A 20,685-nucleotide genomic window follows, 5' to 3' on the forward strand; every position below is an offset into this window, starting at 1 on the left:
GCGTTATAATCCAGCCGGTAGTACACGGAGCGTTTCCGTTGCGAATACGACGATGTTTTCGCAGATCTACACTCCTCGGATCGAGCACTGCTCGCACGGTATTCCGTAGAACCGATCTGCTCGGTCTCGTCGCAGTCGGCTCTCGGAGACGCCTCGAGCGAGAAGACTTTTGCTATCCGCCTCCCGACACGAGGGCGTGCAGTTGGTTCACGAACCGGTTTCGGGCGGCGATTCGACCGACGAGGGCGGCGACCGACGAGTGCTGGCGACGGACGTCGACCTCGCCGACTCGCTGGTGACCCAGACCCGCGGCCTGATGTTTCGCCGATCGCTGCCCGACGGCGCCGCGCTGGCCTTCCGATTCGATTCCGTCGCGGTTCGCGACGTCCACATGCTGTTCGTCTTCTTCCCGATCGACGCCGTCTGGATCGCCGACGGCGTCGTCCAGCGCGTCGAACGCCTGCGCCCGTGGCTGAGTTTCGCCCGCGCGGAGTGTGACCTGCTCGTCGAACTCCCGGCCGGGGCCGCGGACGGCGTCGAGGAAGGTGACCGGGTCGTGTTCGAGTCCTGATTACGGCTCCCGATCCCGCAACTGCCGCTCAGTCGACGACCTCGAGTTTCCCGTCTCGAACGCGGACGTCGAGGAGACTCGTCACGTCCCGGGAGACGTCCTCGTGGTCCGCGTCGACCCGCCGGAGGACGGTCACGACGTCGACGATTTCGGCGTCGACGGCCTCGAGGGCCTCGCAGACGGCCTCGATCGTTCCGCCCGAGGAGAGCACGTCGTCGATCAGGACGACGCGGTCGCCCGCGTCGACGCCGTTCAGGTAGAGGTCGCTCTCGCCGTAACTGGTCTCCTGGTGGACGGCCACCTCCTCGGGAAAGCCGTAGGCGCGTTTGCGGACGACGACCAGCGGGACGCGGGTGGCCAGCGACAGCGCCGTCCCGTGGTGAATCCCCATCGCTTCGGGCGCGACGAGCGCGTCGACGCCCTCGAGGTCGATCCGCTCGCGGATGCCGTCGGCGATCGCCTCTAACACCGCGGGTTCGATCGACGGCACCCCGTCGGTGACGCCGTGGACGAAGTACTCGTAGCCGTCGCGGTCGACGACCGGGGCCTCGCGAAGCGACCGCGCGAGCGGCTCCAGGGTCGGGTCCATGCTCGAGCGGGGATACCACGGGAGACTGGAAGGGTGTTCGGGTGGGTTCAGCGGCGTGAGAACGTTCGCTCGAGGAGTTCGGAGACGGGATCTTCGGTTCCGCACTGTTCGCTCGACCCTCGCGCGGCGTTGTCGGCTGGCCGAGCGACAGCGAGAGCAGTCGATAGCACGCGCCACCGCATATCGGGCGGACCGAGACGTCGAGCGGACGCGACCGGTCCCGAAACTCGGTTCCGCGATTCGGGACCGGCGGATTTAAGTCAGCACACTGTGATAGAGGCACATACATATGTCCGAGGATAGAGGAAGTCGGGGCGACCCGGCTGGGCGTGAAATTCTCCGATGAACAGACTGCTGTAACAACTGATTCACTTTTACCTGTGACGCACTCCGCCGACGACACGATCGCTCCAGACCGCACAGTCCGCCTTCTCGACACGACGCTTCGCGACGGCGAACAAGCCCCGGGCGTCTCCCTGACGCCCGACGAGAAAGTCGAGATCGCTCGCTCCCTCGAGCGGGCCGGCGTCTCGGTCGTCGAGGCGGGCAGCGCCTGTACCGGGGCGGGCGAACGGCAGGCCATCTCGCGGGTGACCGACCTCGATCTCGACGCCCGCGTCACGAGCTTCTGTCGCGGGATGGAGTCCGACATCGATCTGGCGCTCGACTGCGACGTCGACGGAGTCCACCTCGTCGTCCCCGCGAGCGACCGCCACATCGAGGGCAAGGTCGGCACCTCCCACGAGGACAACCTCGAGAAGACCGCCGAACTCGTCGCCTACGCGAAAGAACACGACCTCTGGGTCGAGGTCATCGGCGAGGACGGCTCGCGGGCCGATCTCGACTACCTGGTGGACCTGAACGCGACGGCCGTCGACGCGGGCGCCGATCGGATCTGCTTCGCCGACACCGTCGGTCACACCGGACCCGAACGCACCGCCGAAGCGGTGAGTCGGCTCGCCGACGTCGGGCCGGTCAGCGCCCACACCCACGACGACCTCGGGCTGGGCGTCGCGAACGCGCTGTCGGCCGTCTCGGCCGGCGCCGACCTCGTTCACTGCACGGTCAACGGGCTCGGCGAACGCGCCGGCAACGTCGCCCTCGAGGAGGTCGCGATCGCGCTCTCGCACGTCTACGACGTCGAAACGCTCGACCTCACGGAACTGTACGGCCTCGCCCAGACCGTCTCCCGGGCGACGGGCGTTCAGCTCCCGCCGAACAAGGCCGTCATCGGCGAGAACGCCTTCACCCACGAGAGCGGGATCCACACCGACGGGACGCTCAAGGACGACAAGATGTACGAGCCCTACGCGCCCGAGACCGTCGGCCGCGAACGGCGGCTCGCGCTCGGCAAGCACACCGGCCGCGCGGGCGTCGCGGCGACCCTCGAGGAACACGGCGTCGAGGCCGACGAGGAGGCGATCGCCGCGATCGCCGAGCGCGTGACCGAACTCGGCGACCGCGGGCGTCGCGTCACCGACGCCGATCTGCTGGCCATCGCCGAGGACGTCACCGGCGACGACCGCGAGCGCGTCGTCGAACTGCTGGACCTCAACGCCACCAGCGGCGGTGCCGTCCCCACGGCGAGCGTCCGACTCGAGGTCGACGGCGAGGAACGCGTCGCCAGCGGGACCGGCTCCGGTCCCGTCGACGCCGCCGTCTCCGCGGTCCGCGAGGCGCTGGGCTCGATGGCCGACGCCGAGCTCGACTCGTACCACGTCGACGCCGTGACCGGCGGCACCGACGCCGTCGTCACCGTCGAGGTGACGATGATGCGCAACGATCGGTCGGTGACGGTCGCCCGCAGCGAGGCCGACATCACGCGTGCGAGCGTCGAGGCGATGGTCGACGCGCTCGATCGGTTGCTCGCTGCCGATCAACAGCCGCTCGCGCCGGCGGACGACTGATATCGCGAGCGGTCCGTTTTCGACGCGACCGATCGACGTAGCGGTATCGCTACGCTCCCGTCTCGATCGCTAGTGGAACCGCTGGCGGCTGATGACGTTCCAGGGATCGAGCAGGTAGACGCCCGCGAGGAACAGCGCGAAGAGCACGACGAGCAGTTTGGGGATTTCACTCACGGTCGACGGAACGCCCGGCTCGAGCGCGATCGCCATCAGGGCCGCGACGCCGATCCAGAGGGAACCGACGATCAGTCGCTGGCGAATGTCCATACGTAGACCTTCGTGGCGGGCGTAATGAACCCGACGGGTCGCCGCCAGGGGACTCTCCGATCACAGGGAGGGGCCTTGAGGGCCGAAGGTCTCCTCGTCGAGGACGTCCTTGCGGACGTCCGTCTGGTCGACGTCCTCGTAGGCGACCGGTCCCTCGACCTGGTGGGCTTCCGGACCGGGTTGGTTGCCAATATAGACGACGTTCGGATCCGTCCCGATGTCCTCGAGCAGTTTGAACTGCGACTGCGGGTCGCCGCCGAAGTCTTCGAGCACTTCCTGTGCGAGCTCCTCGCTCGGTCCCCCGAACTCCTCGTCGTCACCCGGTTCCTCGGCGAGGTCCAGTTCGACGAGCAGTTCCTGTCCCTCGAGGTTGAGTCCGTGCTCGTCGAGGGTCTGGACGAGCTCGAGGACGAGTTCCTCCTGATCGGCTAACGTACTGTTCTCCGGGCCCTCGGGCTGGCCTTCCGGACCGAGGACAGCGATCGCCAGCATGACGGCGATCGTCTCCTCGTCGAAGGCCTCGACGGCCTCGATGACCGCCTCGAGGTTCGCGTCGGTACCCTCGAGGGCGCTCTCGACGTCCTCCGGGGACGGAAGGTTGTCGGCGGTCTGCGTGAGCGACCGGCTCTTGGCGGTGTTCTCGATGTAGCGCTGGGGATCGCTGCTCGAGTCGTTCATATCGCCGAACTGAATCACTTCCGGCGGGCAGGCGTCCTCGCAGGCCGTCCTGCCGACGAACTCCTCGCCTTTGCTCCCGTCCTGGCGCGTCGGACAGAACGTGCACTTCGCCATGACGCCCTTCGGCGCGCGGGCGCTGACCGGCCGGCCACGTTCGTCGTAGACGTGGTCCTCGTCGAGTTCGGATTCCGGGACTTCGGGCTCGTCCCACTGGAAGTAGTTGACGCCGTACGGACAGGCGACCTGACAGTACCGACACCCGATGCAGACGTCGTAGTCGGTCAGCACGAGTCCGTCGGAGTCGCGGGTGTGCCGTGCCGTCGTCGGACACACCTTCTCACACGGCGCGTCGGTACAGTGCTGGCAGGGGCGAATGAGGCGATAGCTCTCATCCTCGTCCGTCGTCTCGTCCTGATAGTCGAGGATGTACATCCAGTTGGCGCCCTGGTTCCAGTCGTGTTCCTCGGCGCAGGCGACGACGCAGGAGAGACAGCCGTCGCAGTACTCCAGGTCGAGCGCCATCCCCCACTGAGTCCCTTCCTCCTCTTCGCCCCCTTCTTCGGACTCTTCCGCGAGCGCGGCGGCCGGCGGCTCGTCGGAGCCGCCGTTGGAGAGGCCCCAGGCACCGAATCCCACCGCACCGGCGCCGCCCATCTTCTTCATCACGTCTCGGCGCGACTCCTCGCCCACGCCGAGCCGGGAGAGCGTGCTCTCGAAACGGCTCCCTTCGTCGGCCGTGTCGCCGGCTTCGACCGGTCGCTCGTCCTCGCCGAACTCGTCCAGCACGTCCTCGTGATAGCGATCGTGGAACTCCGCCTCCGAGAGCTCGCCCTTCGTGACGCGCATGGCGTCTTTTGCCATCTCCATGCCCAACTCCGCGTCGTACTCCGTGTCCTCGAGCTCCGCCTCGAGACCGTCCTGCCAGTCCTCGCCGAGCGGATGGAACGTCTCTTCGTCCGTTCCGTCTCGATCGTCGGAACTCACCGCTGTCCACCCCAACCGACGGCCACCTGATTACAATCGAGTTCCATGTTAGCTAGTGGTAGTATCGATTTCGCTCCGATTTCGATAAACGGTATGCTTGCGAGTGACATGGTACCGTCCGGCGCTCGAGTCGTCACCGAGCGAAGTCGCTCGCAGTCACCGACGGGCCGGCGACGGGTCTCGAGCGCAAAGATTGATTTCAGTTGCTACCGTGCGCGCTCGGCTGAAAAATCGGCGATCGGACTCGAGTCGACGGATAGCGAGCGGAAACCCGGACGACTCACCGGCTCGAGGCGACCGGAGGGCGAGAGTGAGGTTCGAATCACGCAACGACGCGCTCGCTTCGCAGCGCGCGTCTCCTCTCGTTCGAATTCCCGTGCCGTTCTCCACTCACGGATGCGAGCACACGCTACGCGATGCTCGCGGAATTGGTCGCGGAAAAGCGTCGAGAGGGAGATTTGAACCACGCCCGAGAACCTGCGCGAAGCGCAGAACCTCGGTCTAATTCAAATCTTTCGTACTGGATTTCAGCAGCACGGACGGCTCGCTACGCTCACGGCTTCGCCGTTCGCGATTCCGTGGCCCTATGCGCCACGCACCGCTCGCCGTTTTGTGCTGCTGAAAACGCCGAGAGGGAGATTTGAACTCCCGAGTCCGTGAGGACAGTAGATTTCGAATCTACCGCCTTGGCCGGGCTAGGCTATCTCGGCTCATCCCTTCCTATTCGGGTGATGTTTTTACCGGTTTCGATTTTCTCCCCGTTTGGTGGTGTATGTCGCATCTCGGTCCCGGGATTCCCGCTCGCTCTCAGAGGATATCACCGACGCGTCGCGGTTCGCCCTGGAGGTTCGGCTGTTCGGCGACGATCTGCAGCACTTCGTGGTCGGTCACGTCGTAGTAGGTCTTCTCCGTCGCCTCCTCGATGAGTTCTCGCTCGAGGCGAAACTCGGTGCCTTCGTAGACGACGTCGACCCCCTCTTCGTCGAACGCGAGAGTCGTCATGGACGGCCGTATGCGGTGCGGGATTAAAAGCGGGGCGTTGCACTTCCGCGCGTGTGAGACGCGCGTCAGACGTGCGGCGGACGACGCGCGAGGTTTATTAGTGGATGACTCCTTTGGGGCGAAGTGTGGCCTTCAGTAGGGACCCGCTGGACGAACTGGTCGTTCCCGACGGAACGGAAGCCAAGGAAGTCGACCTCGTAACCGACGGTGACGTGCTCGTCGGCGGTCGGTCGACCGTCGAGTTCGGGGTGCGCGGCCGAAACGTCCTCGCCGGCGAGAGCGTCTCGTTCGGCGGCGCCATCGAGGCCGAGGAAGACTGTCGGCTCGACATGTGGTGTGACGTCGCCGAGAACGTGCTCGTCGGTCAGGACGCCTACATCGGCGAACGCGTCCACGTCGGCGGCGAAATGAAAGTCGCCGGCGATCTCGATATCGGCGACGACGTCGAGATCGAGGACGGGTTCGAGGCCAACGGCTGGATCGTCATCCGCAACCCCATGCCGACGATCGTGTTCCTGTTCGTCTACCTCAAACACCTCCTGCTGATCGGCGAGGAACAGACCGCGCAGCGACTCGTCTCCGAACTCGTCGACGAAGACGAGGGCGAGGAGATCGACGCCGACCCGCTCGTGATCCCCAAGAACGCGACGGTCAGTGACGACGCCTGGCGAGTCTCGACGCCCGCGACGATCGGGGACGACTGCCGGCTCCACGGGAACGTCCGCGCCGAGACGATCGACGTCGGAGCCGACACCACGATCTTCGGAAGCCTCCGGGCTCGAGGCGACGTCTCCGTCGGCGAGGGAACGCGGATCCACGGCGATCTGACCACGCGCGACGGCGACGTCAGGATCGCGGCGGGCGCTCGAATCCTCGGCGACGTCTCGTGTGCGGCGCTCGAACTCGGCCCCGACGCGGAGATCGACGGGACGATCCGCGCCGCCGGCGAGATCACGATGGTGACGACCGACCGCGATTCCGAGTGAGAACGGTGCCGGGCGAAGCGGGCGTGGCGCGCCGCGCTCAGTAGATCAGTTCGTCGTCGTTTTCGACCATGTACAGCGTCCGCGCCGCGATGTTGACCGAGTGATCGCCGACGCGCTCCAAGTCCCGAATGGTCAACAGGAGCCGCGAGACGTCCTGGAGCAGCAGTTCGACCTCGTCTGGCGAGTCGAGCTCGCGCTCGATCAGGTCGCGGACGACGATCTCGCTGGCTCGCTCGGCGAAGTGATCGAGATCATCGTCGCGAGCGGCGAGTTCGCGGCAGGCCTCGGTGTCCTCCTCGTCGTAGGCGACCATCGCGTCTTCGACCATCTGGAGGGTCAACTCGCCCATCTCCTGTACGTCGACGTCGGGGAAGAGGTTCTCCTCGGCGTCCAACGTGTACTCCCCGAGGTTCGTCGCGAGATCGGCGATCCGTTCGAGGTCGGTGATGATCTTGAACGAGGCGGCGATAAACCGGAGGTCGCTCGCGACCGGCTGCTGGAGTGCCAGCAGGTCGATACAGTCCTGCTCTAAGTCGAGGTACATCCGGTTGATCTCGCCGTCGCCCTCGATCACCTCGCGGGCGAGTTCGTGGTCTTTCTGCTCGAGGGCGTCGAGCCCCATCCGAAGTCGCTCCATGACGACCTCGCTCATGTAGAGGATGTCCTCGCGGAGTTCCGCGAGCTTCTCCTGGTACGATTTCCTGGCCATGATTCTGCCACCTTCCCGGGCGAAGATATAACTTGTGCTCACCTCGCTTCGCGACCGGTCGCCACCAGCGGTCGCCGACATGATCGTCATGGGAACCGCCGGCCCAACGGGGCTCGAGAAACGGATCGTCGGCAGCGCCACCGACACAGTCGTCCGCACGGCGTCCCTCCCGGTCGTCACGGTCCGCCCGGAGGGGACGATCGACGCCGCCTGACGGACGCGGTCGGTTCGCGTCGGTTCCGCCTCCCGCTCATAGACGTTCGAGGCGAACGCACCGGCTGAAGCCGTGGGCAGGAGTCACGGCGAGGGCGGGACGAATCGTCGAGACGGCGCACTATCGGAACCGCTCGAGCGTCGATCTCGGGGACCGAAGGGGAACTCGTCGGTCGAAGTCGTACTTCATCCCGAGCAGGCCGCCGAGGATCACGGCGACCGCGATGGCAGACGCGAACATATTCAGGAGTAGCCAATCGAGCGAAACCCCGTACAGCGTCTGCTCGACGGGCGCGAACAGCTGGACCCCGCCGCTCAGCATGTCGAAGGCGACGTGCGATCCGAACCCGATCGCAGCGGCTCGCCAGGGACCGAACGCGGAGAGGAGAGCGACCACGACGACCCCTGCCAGCAGCGAATGCGTGAGTCCTCGGTGCGTCCACGCGACGCTCGAGACGTAGCCGAGTTCGATCAGCGGCCGAAAGACGAACGTGTCGGCGTCGGGGACGGTCGCGGCGAGCGCCGCGACGAGATACGGCTCGGCTCGTTCGGATCGAACGATGAGCAGGACCAGTGCCAGACTGAGCAGGATATGCACCCCAGTGGCAACCATGTTCCCAAACCATGCTAGTGTATCACATAAGGAGTATGGTTAGTGAACAATACACATTCTCGGAGCAACGTATCTCATCTGACGGTAGCCAGTGCGTTCGCTCACACGATCGGTAGCTGAGAGCGTCGCTTCGACCAAAATTGCACTCGATCAGCGCGCGATCGGCGGCCGTCGTCCGAAAGCGGGCGTCGGCGACTAGCCGAACTTGCCGGTAATGTAGTCCTCGACGCGGTCGTGCTCGGGGTTCTCGAAGATTTTGTCCGTGTCGTCGAACTCGACGAGCTCGCCACCGGTCAGGAAGACCGCCGTCTTATCGGAGATGCGGGCCGCCTGCTGCATGTTGTGGGTGACGATGACGACCGTGTACTCCTCGGCGAGGTCCTCGATCAGATCCTCGATCTTCGAGGTGGCGACGGGGTCCAGCGCCGACGCCGGTTCGTCCATCAGGATCACTTCCGGGTCCGGAGCGATCGCGCGCGCGATACAGAGTCGCTGTTGCTGGCCGCCCGAGAGATCCAGCCCGCTCGAGTCCAGTTGATCCTTGACTTCGTCCCACAGGGCGGCCCGCTCGAGGGCGGTTCGGACCTTCTCGTCGACGTTGTCGTCCTTGCCCTGAACGCGCAGGCCGTAGGCGACGTTGTCGCGGATGCTCTTGGGGAAGGGGTTCGGCGACTGGAAGACCATCCCGACCTTCCGACGGAGCGCGACGGGATCGACGTCGTCGTCGTAGACGTTCTTCCCGCGGAAGTAGAGGTCGCCCTCGACGCGGGCGATGTCGATGAGGTCGTTCATCCGGTTGATCGAGCGCAGGAACGTCGACTTCCCGCAACCCGAGGGACCGATCAGCGCCGTCACCTGTTTCTCGGGAATCTCCATGTTGATCCCCTGAAGCGCCTGGTCATCGCCGTAGTAGACGTCGAGGTCTCGCGCCTCGAGCAGCGTTCGGTCGGTCACCGTCTCGGCGCCGGCGTCGGCACTGTCGGTGAGACCGCCGGTTCCCGGCGTCGGGGCTGGCTGGTCGTCGGTCGATTCCGTTTCCGAGGAGGTCATCTGTTCGTTAGTCATTGTCAGGTGCGCTGTTGATATCGGTTCCGGATGACGATCGCGATCGAGTTGATCGTCAGCAGGACGACGAGTAGCGTGACGACGCCGGCGGCGACGACGCCGTACTGGAATTCGGTCTGGGGGTAGGAGGCCCAGTTGTAGATCTGCAGCGGCATGGCGCTGACCTTGCTGAAGGGGCCGTTCGGGAGCCCGAAGACGGTCGTCGGGGCGGCGATCATGATCAGCGGCGCGGTCTCGCCGATCGCGCGGCCGAGCGCGAGGATCGTCCCGGTCATGATGCCGGGCATCGCCCGCGGCAGTACGACGTTGCGGATCGTCTGCCACTTCGTCGCGCCCATCCCGTAGGACGCCTGCCGCTGGGAGTCGGGAACGGACCGGATCGCTTCCTGGGCCGAGATGATCACGATCGGCAGGATGAGCAGGGCGACGGTGAACGCGGCCGCCAGCACCGACCCGTAGCCGATGCTAAAGAGGCCGACGAACAGCCCCAGTCCCAGCAGGCCGTACACGACCGAGGGGACGCCGGCGAGGTTCGCGATGTTGAGCTGGATGAACTTCGTGAGGTAGCCGTCGCCGGCGTACTCCTCCAGATAGATCGCGGCGCCGACGCCGAGCGGGAACGTGACGAGCGCGATCACGAGCATGATCGCGATCGAACCGACGATCGCCGGCAGGAACCCGGCCTGATACGGGTCGGGATGCGGCGGGTTCGTGAGGAACTGCCAGTCGAGCCAGCCGACGGCGTCGACGGCGACGTTCAGGAGCAACGCCGCCAGCGAGACGATGCCGATGAGCGTCGCCGCCAGCGCGAGCAGACGGAAGGCGACGTCTTTCGTCCGGCTGATCTGACCGAACCCGGAGTCGACGGGTTCGTCGCGGGTGTCGGCCGCCATCAGCGGTACACCTCCCGATAGCGCGACGCGACGAGTTCACTGATGAGGTTCATGGCGAAGGTGATGACGAACAGCGTTAGTCCGACCGCGAAGAGGCTCTTGTACGCCGGTCCCTGTCCGACGAGATCGCCCGTCCCGATCTGGACCATCGCGGAGGTCATCGGCTGGATCGAGTTCAGGAACATTCCCGCCGGGTCGGAGAGATCGACCATCCGCGGCGTCTGTCCCGCCGCGATGGCGACGATCATCGTCTCGCCGATCGCCCGCGAGAGCGCGAGGATGAACGAGGAGAAAATTCCCGACAGCGCCGCCGGCACGACGACGGACGTCGAGACGGTGAACTTCGTCGCGCCGAGGCCGTAACTGGCCTGACGAAGCGAGTCCGGAACCGCGCTCATCGCGTCCTCGCTGATCGAGGAGACCATCGGGATGATCATGATACCGACCATGATCGACGCCGACAGGGCGTTGAACGTCGACAGCGGCAGGAACGTGTCCAGCGCCGGCGTCACGTAGACCAGCGCGAAGTAGCCGTAGACGACCGTCGGCACGCCCGCCAGCACCTCGAGCGCCGGCTTGAGGTAGGCGCGCTGGCGGTCGGAGGCGTACTCGCTGAGATAGATAGCGGTCAGCAGCCCGATCGGGAGCGCGACCATCGCCGAGCCGATGGTGATGACGAGCGTCCCCGAGATCAGCGGCAGCACGCCGAACGAGACCGGATCGTGCGTCGGGTTCCACTCCGTTCCGGTGAGGAATTCGACGGGCGAAACCTGAGCGAAGAAATCGACCGCATCGATGAGCAACGTCAGGATGATCCCGAGCGTCGTCAGAATCGAGAGGAGCGCACAGAGCAGGAAGAGGTACTTGAACGCGGTCCCCCGCGCCGTTCGGATGTCGTCGTGGGAGAAATCGGGTTGGCTCATTCGGTCACCTCCGCGACCGCGGCGTCGAGTTTCTCGAGGTTCTCGTCGCGTGTCTCCTCGTCGATCGGGACGTAACCGACGTCGGAGACGAGATCCGTCGCGGCCCGTTCCATGTAGAACCGAACGAAGTCACGGACCGCCGGTTTCGTGAGCGATTGCTTCGCGACGTAGATGAACAGCGGTCGCGAAAGCGGCGTGTACTCGCCGGACATGGCCGTCTCGATCGACGGCTCGACGCAGCCGTCACCGCTGTCGATCGAGACGGCTTTGATCGAATCCGGGTTCTCGCTGTAGTACGAGAAGCCGAAGTACCCCATGGCGTACTCCGAACCGCGGACCCCCTGAACGATCGTTCGGTCCCGTTCGGTCGCGTAGTAGTCGCTACGGTGGTTCAGTTCCTCGCCGAGGACCGCCTCGTTGAAGTAGTCGAACGTGCCCGAGGTGGTCGCGGCGCCGTACAGTTCGATCTCCTCGTCGGGCCACTCGTCGTCGAGTTCGCTCCACCGCTGGGCGCCGTCGGTCCGCCAGATCTCCTGGAGTTGTTCGACCGTGAGACAGTCGACCCAGTCCGCCTCCGGATTGACGACCACCGTCAGCGCGTCGGTCGCGATCTGGAACTCGATCGGCGTGACGTCGTTGTTTCCGCACTGTTCGATTTCGGCGTCGGCGATCGCCCGACTCGCGTTGTTAATGTCGGTCCGCCCCGCACAGAAGAAGTTCCCGAACCCACCGCCAGTTCCGGTCTTACTGAGCGAGATGTTGACGGTCGGGTTCTCTTCGGAGAACGCGGAGGCGATCGCCTCGGTCACGGGAAACACCGTGCTGCTCCCCGCGACGTTCACTTGTTTCCCTTCCGCGGCGAAGACGCCGCTACAGCCGGCTAATCCACCGGAAAGGGCAACGCCAGCCGCGGCGAGAAAATCACGCCGACCGGATTCGGTCGGCAGGGACGCCGTGGTTTCTCTCGACATCACCGGATGCAAGCCACACTGTAGGTAAGTAGACTACTATGAGGACTATATAGAGATATGTATCTAATACCGTGGTAGTCAGTCCGGTGACTGGTACCGATCCCAGGCCGCTAACCCATACATATGACAATTCATGCCAGTCAGGCGATTCGGAACGAATGGAAATACGTCCAGCGATATCGTGTTCGACGGAAATCGACCGAACATATATAGACGAGACTGCGACGATCGTTCGGTCCGTTCGAACGGCGCCACAGCGGCGAGGCCCTGGAGTCGGGTCGAAGCGCTCGACGCGCCTCGAGTCTCGCGACGCACCGATCACGAACTGCCCGACGAGGGGTTTCAGGAGGGTCGCGTTGTCGACGCTCGCCGCCCTTACCCGAACTTGCCGGTGATATAGTCCTCGACGCGGTCGTGCTCGGGGTTCTCGAAGATCTTGTCCGTGTCGTCGAACTCGACGAGCTCGCCACCGGTGAGGAAGACCGCCGTCTTGTCGGAGATACGGGCCGCCTGCTGCATGTTGTGGGTGACGATGACGACCGTGTACTCCTCGGAGAGGTCCTCGATCAGGTCCTCGATCTTCGCGGTGGCGATCGGGTCCAGCGCCGACGCCGGCTCGTCCATCAGGACGACCTCGGGATCGGGGGCGATCGCGCGCGCGATACAGAGCCGCTGTTGCTGACCGCCCGAGAGATCCAGCCCGCTCGAGTCCAGTTGGTCTTCGACTTCCTCGAGCAGGGCCGCCCGCTCTAAGGCGGTACGAACCTGTTCGTCGACGTTGTCGTCCTTGTCCTGAACGCGCAGGCCGTAGGCGACGTTGTCGCGGATGCTCTTGGGGAAGGGATTCGGCGACTGGAAGACCATCCCGATCTTCCGGCGCAGGGCGACGGGATCGACGTCGTCGTCGTAGACGTTCTTCCCGCGGAAGTAGAGGTCGCCTTCGACGCGAGCGATGTCGATGAGGTCGTTCATCCGGTTGATCGAGCGCAGGAACGTCGACTTCCCACAGCCGGAGGGACCGATCAGCGCGGTTACCTTCCGTTCGGGGATGTCCATGTCGATGCGCTGGAGCGCCTGATCGTCGCCGTAGTAGACGTCCAGCTCGCGGGCTTCGATGACGGCGTCGTCGATGCGCGGCGATCCGAGGGGAGCGTTGCCGGGTATCGACGTGTCCTCGAGGGCGTTGCTGTCGTCGGACGTCGAGACGGATCGGGTTCCGTTCGCGGTCATTGTAGTGATCGAATCGGTAATTTCGGCCGGTTACGAGTTTGAGAACGCGGTTCGATGCGGTCGCTGCCGTGGTGGCACGCGATCGGCGTCGCGCGTCGGACCGACCCCGGTTCCGCTCGGCCGGCGTCGAGTCCGTGCGCAGGTACCATCATCGGAAGCCAGCCGCCGAGCGGATAAATACCGTGCTATGACCGGTCCGTCCGCGGCAAGTCGGTCCAGTGGCGCTATAGTGATCTATGGATACCGGAACGAACCACTTCGCTGGTCGCCGACACGGTCGCGTTCCCGAGATCGAGCGACGCGTCGATCGCGAACGGTTCGGTTCGCGGATTCAGCCTCGACGCCGCTACATAGTTCATCGCAGTATCTACATATCCGTACCCCCGAGACCGGCTCTCAGGGGATTAGTGGTCAGTATCTCTCGGCGAATTACCGAGATAGCGGCGGTACTGTGCTCGTCTCGGCCTCGGGTGAGAACTCTATAGAGGAAGATGGATTTATACGCACACGGGCGAATCGCCTCGGTATGGAGACGCGCAAGGTGCAGGTAACGGGCGGGTCGACGTTTACCGTCTCGCTGCCGAAGTCCTGGGCGATCGACAACGACGTCAGCGCCGGAACGACGGTCGAGTTCTACCCGGAGGAGGACTCGCTGTTGTTGACGCCGCAGAACGAAACCGATCGCCAGACGGGGACCCTCGATATCACGGATCTCGAGGGCGAGCGACTCACTCGGGCCGTGATGACGATGTACGTCAGCGGCTTCGACATCATCCGTCTCTCGGCCGGCCGCATCACGACCGACCAGCGCAGCGCGATCCGCAGCGCGACTCAGAGCCTCGTCGGTGTCGAGGTCTTAGAGGAGACGACCGACAGCGTCGTCATTCAGGACCTGCTCGACTCCTCGGAGCTCTCGATCGTCAACGCCGTCTCGCGGATGCGCCTGATCGCCCGAGCGATGCTCGAGGACGCCGTCACGGCCCTCGTCGAGAACGACGACGACATCGCGCAGGACGTCATCGAACGCGACGACGACGTCGACCGCCTCTGGCAGGTCGTCTCGCGGATCTTCCGCGCGACGCTGCGCTCGCCGCGGGCCGCGGAGGAGCTCGGCGTCCACCGCGAGGACTGTTTCGACTTCCACTCGAGCGCCCGCCAGCTCGAGCGGGTCGCCGATCACGCCGCCAAGATCAGCAATCTCGCGCTCAAACTCGAGGCGATTCCCGGGGACGTCGCCGACGCGCTCGTCGACCTCCACGACGACGTGTCGGATATCCTCGAGAAGTCGATGGACGCGCTGGTCGCCGAGGACAGCGACGAGGCGACCGATCTCGGCCACGCCGCCCGCGAGGCGATCCTCGAGATCGACGAGCACACCCGAACGATCGACGACATGCTCCGGGAGCTCGAGCCGGTGCAGGCCCAGTCGCTGGGGCTGATCGTCGACTCGCTCTCCCGGAGCGCCGACTACGGTGGCAACATCGCCGAGACGGCGCTTCAGAAGGCCGCGCCCCGTCCCTGATTCGGCTCTCTTTCGCTTTTTCTATTGCCCGCTCGAGCGGCCGTTCCCCACTCGAGGTTCGTATCGGGCGCCGGGACAGTGTTCGCGAGACCGGGAGAGGACTTTCCCGCGGCGGGGCGAACGACGACGGGATGGAGTACACCCACCTCGGCGAGACGGGACTCGAGGTGTCCCGGCTCTGTCTCGGCTGTATGAACTTCGGTTCCGGCGAGCCGTGGATGATAAACGACCGCGAGCAGTCCCGCGACGTGGTTCAGCGGGCGCTCGACCTCGGGATCACGTTCTTCGATACGGCGAACGTCTACTCGCAGGGCGAGAGCGAGGAGATCCTCGGCGAGGCGCTGGCCGAGTCCGACCGAGCGCGGTCGGAACTCGCCGTCGCGACGAAGGTCTACGGGCCGATGCACGACGGCCCGAACGGGCAGGGACTCTCCCGCAAGCACGTTCTCGAGCAGGCCGACGCGAGCCTCGAGCGCCTCGGCCTCGACTACGTCGATCTGTACCAGATCCATCGCTGGGACGACGAGACGCCGATCGCGGAGACGCTCTCGGCGCTCGATACCCTGATCGACGAGGGGAAAGTCCGCTACGTCGGCGCGAGCACGATGCCAGCCTGGAAGTTCTCGAAGGCGCTGTACGAGGCCGACCTGAACAACCGCGAGCGGTTCGTCTCGATGCAGTGCGAGTACAACCTCGTCGACCGCCACGAGGAGGCCAACGTCCTGCCGCTCTGTGCCGACCAGGGGATCGGCGTCCTCCCGTGGTCGCCGCTGGCCGGCGGCTTCCTGACGGGCAAGTACGAGCGCGACGCGGACCCCGAGGAGGGCCGCGCCGCGTCGGACGGGTTCATGGCGAAGCGGTTCACCGAGGAGAACTGGGACGTCCTCGAGGTCGTCCGCGACCTCGCCGACGAGAAGGACACGACGCCGGCGCAGCTCTCGCTTTCGTGGCTCCTGCACAAGGATCTCGTCGACGCCCCCATCATCGGCCCGCGGACGATCGAGCACTTAGAGGACAACGTCGTCGCGCTCGAGGTCGAGCTGACTGCCGACGAGATCGAGCGTCTCGAGGCACCGAAGACGCCGGTCTGGAATCCCGAGATCGGGGACGTCTGACGCGCCTGCGATTGCGCCCGCTCGAGCGGGCACTGTGACTGCGCGAACGGGGTTCCGCGACTGTTCGAAGAAAGATGTCGCTCGAGGGAAACCGAGCGTCGCCGCCGAAGCGAAGACGAAGTGAGACGGTCGCGGTCTAGTCGAGCAGAACGGCGTTGACCTGACCGGTCTGACCGGGACGGGAGGTGACGCGGGCGCGGCCTTCCGAGGTCTCGATGACGGCGCCTTTCGTGATGATGTTTCGGCGGACGTAGTTGGGGTTGGCGTCGTTCTCGACGACGTCCTCGATCTCCGCGGAGACGGTCTCGCCGCCCTTGTTGACGCTGGCGACGTTCGTCGCGAGCGCGCGGGTCTTCGTCTCGTTACCGCGGACGTCGACGGTCCGGTATCGCGGCTCGCCGACCTGCGTCTCCGTCGGCAGGCGCCCGAGTTCGTTCTTGCGGCGCTTGCGGACGTTCTTCAGTCGACCACCGGTTCGCTTGCGCGTGGAGCGTCCCTGGTTTTGCATACTCACACCCAGTCCCGGCGCATATTTATATGCAACGAGTGCGCTCCGGTCGGGACCGCCGTCTCACCGACTCGCTACTCGTCGCCGACCAGACAGTAGGCGTGTCCGGGCTCCTCGAGGGTCGTCTCCGCGTCATCGTCGTAGTAGTTCGAAAAGACGGCGCGCTCGGCGTAGTAGATCCGTCCGTCGACCGGCACCGCCGCGCTGGTGACCCGACCCCGGTTCCGGACTCGCCATCGTCGGTCGCCGGTCTCCTTGTCGAGGGCGTACAGGTGCGAATCGTACGAGCCGGCCAGCACCGTCTCCGCGGTGACCGTCAGCGCGCCGATGACGCGGCCGCCGACGTCCGTCGACCACAGCTCATCGCCCGAGTCGGGATCGAGCGCGTAGACGGAGCCGTCGTCGCTGCCCATGTAGACGACGTCCGCGTCGACGTCGACGGCCGGATTCGACATGATCACCTCGCCCGTCTCGAAGGCCCACTCCTCCGAACCGTCCTCGAGGTCGAGACAGTAGGAGTTCCCGTCCCAGCTACCGACGTAGCCGTAGCCGTCGTGGGCCGCGACGGTGCCCTTGATCTGGGCGCCCTTGCGGAAGGCGCCGCCCTCCTGTTTCTCCCCGTCGGCGTCGGCCTGAAAGGACCACGCGAACTCGAGGGAGGGGTACTCCCAGCAGTAGACGACGCCGTCGTTCGACCCGAAGAGCAGCCGGCCCGCCTCGAGATCGATCGTCGGCGAGGGGTGGGCCTGCCCCCAGACGCGGTCGTCGCTCCACGTCGGCTCGCCGGTGTCGGGATCGATCTCCCAGATCGCGCCGGAGGAGGGCGGGGCGTACTCGGAGACGACGTAGAGGCTGCCGTCGTGGTAGGCCGGACTCGAGCCGATCGCGAGCGGGCCGCCCAGATCGCCGTCCTCCGAGCGCGTGCGCCAGACGAGGTCCCCGCTCTCGGTATCCAGCGCGTAGAGGTCGCCGTCGTAGCCGCCGATGAAGGCGGTGTCGCCGATGATCGCCGCCGAGCCGTGAAAGCCCTTGTTCGTCGCGTCCGTCTTCGTCGTCCACTGCAGTTCGCCAGACGGGGCGTAGCCGTACACCCAGCCGGTGTCGCCGGCGAAGACGATCGTCTCGCCGTCGGGCGTCGGGACGGGACTGGACTTGGCGGCCGTGTGGTCGGCGGCGTTGATCGGAGCCGACCAGTTGACGCGCACCGACTCCGGGACGGTCTCGTCGGGGTAGTAGCCGAGCCGTCGGAGGCCGTTCTGGAACAGCGACACCGCGTCCGTGTCGTCGACGAGGTCGCCCAGCGTACTCGGGAGGTCGACGCAGCCGGCGAGTCCCGTCGCCGCGGCGGCGCCGCCCGCGCCGAGGAGTCGTCGCCTCGAGACGTCGCCAGCGCCGTCTCGATCGCGTCCGGTCGCCGCGCGTCGGTTCGTGAATCGCATTCCAAGTTCTACTGACCGTCACGCGTTCCGACAGCTAAAGAACGGTGGTTTCCGCGGGACTCGAGTCCCGCGGGGACGAGCCGTGTTGCCGAAATCACTCCTGTAGGCATCGACGACCGCGCACCGACCGTTTTCGCGTTCGGGTTCGCTTCCTCCGTCGCTCACCGCTCACGCGAAAAATCTCGACCAAAAAAGGCCACTCCCTCACTTCGTTCGGTCGTGGTGGGTGTCGTCGAGCCTACTCCTGCTGGGCGTCGACCACGGCCACGCCCGCCAGGTTCACGATGTCCTTGACCTCGTCGCCCCGCTGGAGGACGTGAACCGGCTTGTCCATGCCGACCAGCATCGGGCCGATGGCGTCGGCGCCGCCGAGTCGCTGGAGCAGCTTGTAGCCGATGTTACCCGACTCGAGGTTCGGGAAGACGAGCACGTTCGCGGGGTCCTCGAGCTCCGAGAAGCCGTAAGTGCCCTCGAGGATGTCCTCGACGACGGCCGTGTCGGCCTGCATCTCGCCGTCGACCGGGAAGTCGGCCTCGGGGTCCGCCTGGAGCATGCTCGCGGCGCGTCGGGGTCTGCGGGTCGCTTCGTTGTCGACGCTGCCGAAGTTCGAGTACGAGAGCAGCGCTGCGCGCGGTTCGATGTTGAACCGGCGTGCGAGCTTGCCCGTCTGTTTGGTGACCTCCGCGAGGACCTCCTCGTCGGGGTCCTGGTTGACCGTCGCGTCGGCGACGAAGATCACGCGGTTCTTGAACGTCAGCATGTAGACGCCGGCAGCGTAGTCGACGTCGTCGTCGGTGCCGATGACCTGCAGCGGCGGTCGCAGCGCCGACGGGTAGTGATGCGAGAGGCCGGTCAGGAGGGCGTCGGCGTCGCCCTGTTCGACCATCACGCTGCCGAAGTAGTTGGTGTCGCGCTCGATGAGTTCGCCGGCCTCGCTCCGGGTGATCCCCTTGCGGGAACGGAGTTCGTGGAGTCGATCGGCGTACTCCTCGTAGTCGCCGACCGACGGGTCCGCGACCTGCGGATCGAAGTCCAGTCCGAGGTTGGCCGAGGTCTGGCGGATCTCGCTCTCGTCGCCGATGAGGATCGGCAGCGCGATCCCCTGCTCCTGGATCTGGTAGGCCGCGCGGATCATCTTCTCGTTCTCGCCCTCCGCGAGCGCGACCGTCTTGGGATCGCTCTTTGCCTTGTTGAGGACGACGCGCATCATCTCGCGGGACTTCCCGAGGCGGGCCTCGAGTTCCTCCTCGTACTCGTCTAAGTCGAGTTCGGTGCGTGCGGCGCCGGACTCCATCGCGGCCTCCGCGATCGCCGGCGCGACGCGGAAGAGCACGCGCGGGTCGACCGGCTTGGGAATGATGTAGTCGGGGCCGTACTGGATCGGTTCGTCGCCGTAGGCCTTGACGACCGCGTCGGGGACGTCCTGGCGGGCGAGGTCTGCCAGCGCCTCGGCGCAGGCGACCTTCATCTCCTCGTTGATCTCGGTCGCGCGCACGTCGAGCGCGCCGCGGAAGATGAAGGGGAAGCCGAGCACGTTGTTGACCTGGTTCGGGTAGTCCGAGCGGCCGGTGGCCATGATGACCGTGTCGTCGCGGGCTTCTTTGGCCTCCTCGTAGCCGATCTCGGGATCGGGGTTGGCCATCGCGAAGATGATCGGATCGTCGGCCATCGAGCGGACCATGTCCTGCGAGACGATGCCGCCGATCGAGAGGCCGACGAACACGTCGGCGCCCTCCATCGCGTCCGCGAGGCCGCCTTCGGGGAGGTCCCGGGCGAACTGCCGTTTGTACTCGTTGACGTCGCCCTCCTCCGCGCGGGCCTCGGTGATGATCCCCGAGGAGTCACACATCGTGATGTTCTCCTTTCGGACGCCCAGCGACTCGTAGAAGCGGGCCGACGCGATCGCGCTCGCGCCGGCGCCGGAGAAGACGACCTCGAGTTCCTCGAGGCTCTTCCCGGCGATGTCGGCGGCGTTGAGCAGCGCGGCGCCGGAGATGATCGCGGTACCGTGCTGGTCGTCGTGGAAGACGGGAATGTCGATCTCCTCGCGCAGGCGTTCCTCGATGGTGAAACAGCCCGGCGCCTTGATGTCCTCTAGGTTGACGCCGCCGAACGTCGGTTCCATCATCTTGATGGCCTCGACGATCTTGTCGGGGTCGGCCTCGTCGAGTTCAACGTCGAAGACGTCGATGTCGGCGAAGCGCTTGAACAGCACGCCCTTCCCCTCCATGACGGGTTTCGAGGCCTGCGCGCCGATATCTCCCAGTCCCAGCACCGCGGAGCCGTTCGAGACGACGCCGACGAGGTTCCCCTTGGCCGTGTACTGGTAGGCGTCGGTCGGGTCCTCGTCGATCTCCGTACACGGCGCGGCGACCCCGGGCGAGTACGCGAGCGAGAGGTCGCGTTGGGTATTCGTCGGTTTCGTTGTCGAAATCTCTATCTTTCCCGGCGGATCGGTTCGGTGATACTCGAGTGCGTCCTCGTCTAATCCCATATTGGG

20 protein-coding genes and 1 tRNA gene are annotated in these 20,685 nt (G+C 65.6%); 6 read left to right on the forward strand and 15 right to left on the reverse strand.

Annotation, left to right across the window (positions count from 1 at the left end; all coding sequences use genetic code 11):
- Positions 1 to 196: 196 nt before the first annotated feature.
- Entirely contained in the window at positions 197 to 571 is a 375-nt protein-coding gene (locus tag WD430_RS13900; protein WP_407067121.1) for a DUF192 domain-containing protein, read from the forward strand.
- Between the two features lie 28 nt (positions 572 to 599).
- On the opposite strand, the gene hpt is transcribed toward WD430_RS13900, so the two are convergent.
- On the reverse strand, positions 600 to 1,160 hold the full coding sequence (gene hpt, locus WD430_RS13905) for a hypoxanthine/guanine phosphoribosyltransferase (RefSeq protein WP_339103031.1): 561 nt from the start codon (positions 1,158 to 1,160) through the stop codon (positions 600 to 602).
- A gap of 380 nt (positions 1,161 to 1,540) precedes the next feature.
- Between hpt and WD430_RS13910 the strand changes: the two genes are divergently transcribed.
- The gene (locus tag WD430_RS13910; RefSeq protein ID WP_339103032.1) at positions 1,541 to 3,067 is read left to right on the forward strand and encodes a (R)-citramalate synthase; all 1,527 of its coding nucleotides are present in this window, start codon (positions 1,541 to 1,543) and stop codon (positions 3,065 to 3,067) included.
- 69 nt (positions 3,068 to 3,136) lie between these two features.
- Here the strand turns inward: WD430_RS13910 and WD430_RS13915 are convergent, their stop codons facing one another.
- From WD430_RS13915 to WD430_RS13930, 4 genes are all read right to left on the reverse strand, one after another.
- Positions 3,137 to 3,334: a hypothetical protein gene (locus tag WD430_RS13915; protein ID WP_339103033.1), complete on the reverse strand. Its 198-nt coding sequence runs from the start codon at positions 3,332 to 3,334 to the stop codon at positions 3,137 to 3,139.
- 60 nt (positions 3,335 to 3,394) lie between these two features.
- Positions 3,395 to 4,996 (reverse strand): 4Fe-4S ferredoxin N-terminal domain-containing protein, encoded by a 1,602-nt coding sequence (locus WD430_RS13920; RefSeq protein WP_339103034.1) that lies wholly within the window; start codon positions 4,994 to 4,996, stop codon positions 3,395 to 3,397.
- Positions 4,997 to 5,621: 625 nt separating this feature from the next.
- Positions 5,622 to 5,706, reverse strand: a tRNA-Ser gene (locus WD430_RS13925).
- A gap of 97 nt (positions 5,707 to 5,803) precedes the next feature.
- Positions 5,804 to 5,998, reverse strand: a complete 195-nt coding sequence (locus tag WD430_RS13930) for a DUF5800 family protein (protein WP_008894610.1) — start codon at positions 5,996 to 5,998, stop codon at positions 5,804 to 5,806.
- Positions 5,999 to 6,123: 125 nt separating this feature from the next.
- On the opposite strand from WD430_RS13930, the gene WD430_RS13935 reads away from it, so the two are divergent.
- Positions 6,124 to 6,984, forward strand: a complete 861-nt coding sequence (locus WD430_RS13935) for a polymer-forming cytoskeletal protein (RefSeq protein ID WP_339103035.1) — start codon at positions 6,124 to 6,126, stop codon at positions 6,982 to 6,984.
- Between the two features lie 37 nt (positions 6,985 to 7,021).
- On the opposite strand, the gene phoU is transcribed toward WD430_RS13935, so the two are convergent.
- Entirely contained in the window at positions 7,022 to 7,693 is a 672-nt protein-coding gene (gene phoU, locus WD430_RS13940) for a phosphate signaling complex protein PhoU (RefSeq protein ID WP_339103036.1), read from the reverse strand.
- Between the two features lie 34 nt (positions 7,694 to 7,727).
- Here phoU and WD430_RS13945 point away from each other — a divergent pair, with 34 nt between their 5' ends.
- Positions 7,728 to 7,907 carry a universal stress protein gene (locus WD430_RS13945; RefSeq protein WP_345786455.1) on the forward strand — a complete coding sequence of 60 codons (180 nt, stop codon included), beginning with the start codon at positions 7,728 to 7,730 and terminating at the stop codon, positions 7,905 to 7,907.
- A gap of 120 nt (positions 7,908 to 8,027) precedes the next feature.
- On the opposite strand, the gene WD430_RS13950 is transcribed toward WD430_RS13945, so the two are convergent.
- The 6 genes from WD430_RS13950 to pstB (WD430_RS13975) form a co-directional block, all read right to left on the reverse strand.
- Positions 8,028 to 8,519 (reverse strand): metal-dependent hydrolase, encoded by a 492-nt coding sequence (locus WD430_RS13950; protein WP_339103037.1) that lies wholly within the window; start codon positions 8,517 to 8,519, stop codon positions 8,028 to 8,030.
- Positions 8,520 to 8,714: 195 nt separating this feature from the next.
- Positions 8,715 to 9,584: a phosphate ABC transporter ATP-binding protein PstB gene (gene pstB / locus WD430_RS13955; RefSeq protein ID WP_339103038.1), complete on the reverse strand. Its 870-nt coding sequence runs from the start codon at positions 9,582 to 9,584 to the stop codon at positions 8,715 to 8,717.
- Positions 9,585 to 9,586: 2 nt separating this feature from the next.
- A complete protein-coding gene (gene pstA / locus WD430_RS13960) occupies positions 9,587 to 10,477 on the reverse strand; it encodes a phosphate ABC transporter permease PstA (protein WP_339103039.1) in 891 nt (296 codons plus the stop codon).
- Positions 10,477 to 11,400 (reverse strand): phosphate ABC transporter permease subunit PstC, encoded by a 924-nt coding sequence (pstC, locus tag WD430_RS13965; protein ID WP_339103040.1) that lies wholly within the window; start codon positions 11,398 to 11,400, stop codon positions 10,477 to 10,479. The genes pstA and pstC overlap by 1 nt, the downstream gene beginning before the upstream one ends.
- Positions 11,397 to 12,371: a PstS family phosphate ABC transporter substrate-binding protein gene (locus WD430_RS13970; protein WP_339103041.1), complete on the reverse strand. Its 975-nt coding sequence runs from the start codon at positions 12,369 to 12,371 to the stop codon at positions 11,397 to 11,399. The genes pstC and WD430_RS13970 overlap by 4 nt, the downstream gene beginning before the upstream one ends.
- A 375-nt stretch (positions 12,372 to 12,746) precedes the next feature.
- Positions 12,747 to 13,601, reverse strand: coding sequence for a phosphate ABC transporter ATP-binding protein PstB (gene pstB / locus WD430_RS13975; RefSeq protein WP_339103042.1), 855 nt, complete (start codon positions 13,599 to 13,601; stop codon positions 12,747 to 12,749).
- A gap of 526 nt (positions 13,602 to 14,127) precedes the next feature.
- On the opposite strand from pstB (WD430_RS13975), the gene WD430_RS13980 reads away from it, so the two are divergent.
- Together WD430_RS13980 and WD430_RS13985 are read left to right on the forward strand one after the other, a co-directional pair.
- Complete coding sequence (locus tag WD430_RS13980) at positions 14,128 to 15,123, forward strand: PhoU domain-containing protein (RefSeq protein WP_339103043.1); 996 nt, start codon at positions 14,128 to 14,130, stop codon at positions 15,121 to 15,123.
- Between the two features lie 131 nt (positions 15,124 to 15,254).
- Positions 15,255 to 16,238 (forward strand): aldo/keto reductase, encoded by a 984-nt coding sequence (locus tag WD430_RS13985; RefSeq protein WP_339103044.1) that lies wholly within the window; start codon positions 15,255 to 15,257, stop codon positions 16,236 to 16,238.
- Positions 16,239 to 16,374: 136 nt separating this feature from the next.
- Here the strand turns inward: WD430_RS13985 and WD430_RS13990 are convergent, their stop codons facing one another.
- The 3 genes from WD430_RS13990 to WD430_RS14000 all read right to left on the reverse strand — a co-directional run bounded on the left by WD430_RS13990 (position 16,375) and on the right by WD430_RS14000 (position 20,679).
- The gene (locus WD430_RS13990; protein ID WP_008894623.1) at positions 16,375 to 16,746 is read right to left on the reverse strand and encodes a 30S ribosomal protein S8e; all 372 of its coding nucleotides are present in this window, start codon (positions 16,744 to 16,746) and stop codon (positions 16,375 to 16,377) included.
- Positions 16,747 to 16,820: 74 nt separating this feature from the next.
- Complete coding sequence (locus tag WD430_RS13995; protein ID WP_339103045.1) at positions 16,821 to 18,185, reverse strand: PQQ-binding-like beta-propeller repeat protein; 1,365 nt, start codon at positions 18,183 to 18,185, stop codon at positions 16,821 to 16,823.
- A 238-nt stretch (positions 18,186 to 18,423) separates the two neighbouring features.
- Positions 18,424 to 20,679 carry an NADP-dependent malic enzyme gene (locus WD430_RS14000; RefSeq protein ID WP_339103046.1) on the reverse strand — a complete coding sequence of 752 codons (2,256 nt, stop codon included), beginning with the start codon at positions 20,677 to 20,679 and terminating at the stop codon, positions 18,424 to 18,426.
- Positions 20,680 to 20,685: the final 6 nt, after the last annotated feature.

The organism is Haloterrigena sp. KLK7 (assembly GCF_037914945.1).
GTDB classification, from domain to species: Archaea; Halobacteriota; Halobacteria; order Halobacteriales; family Natrialbaceae; genus Haloterrigena; species Haloterrigena salinisoli.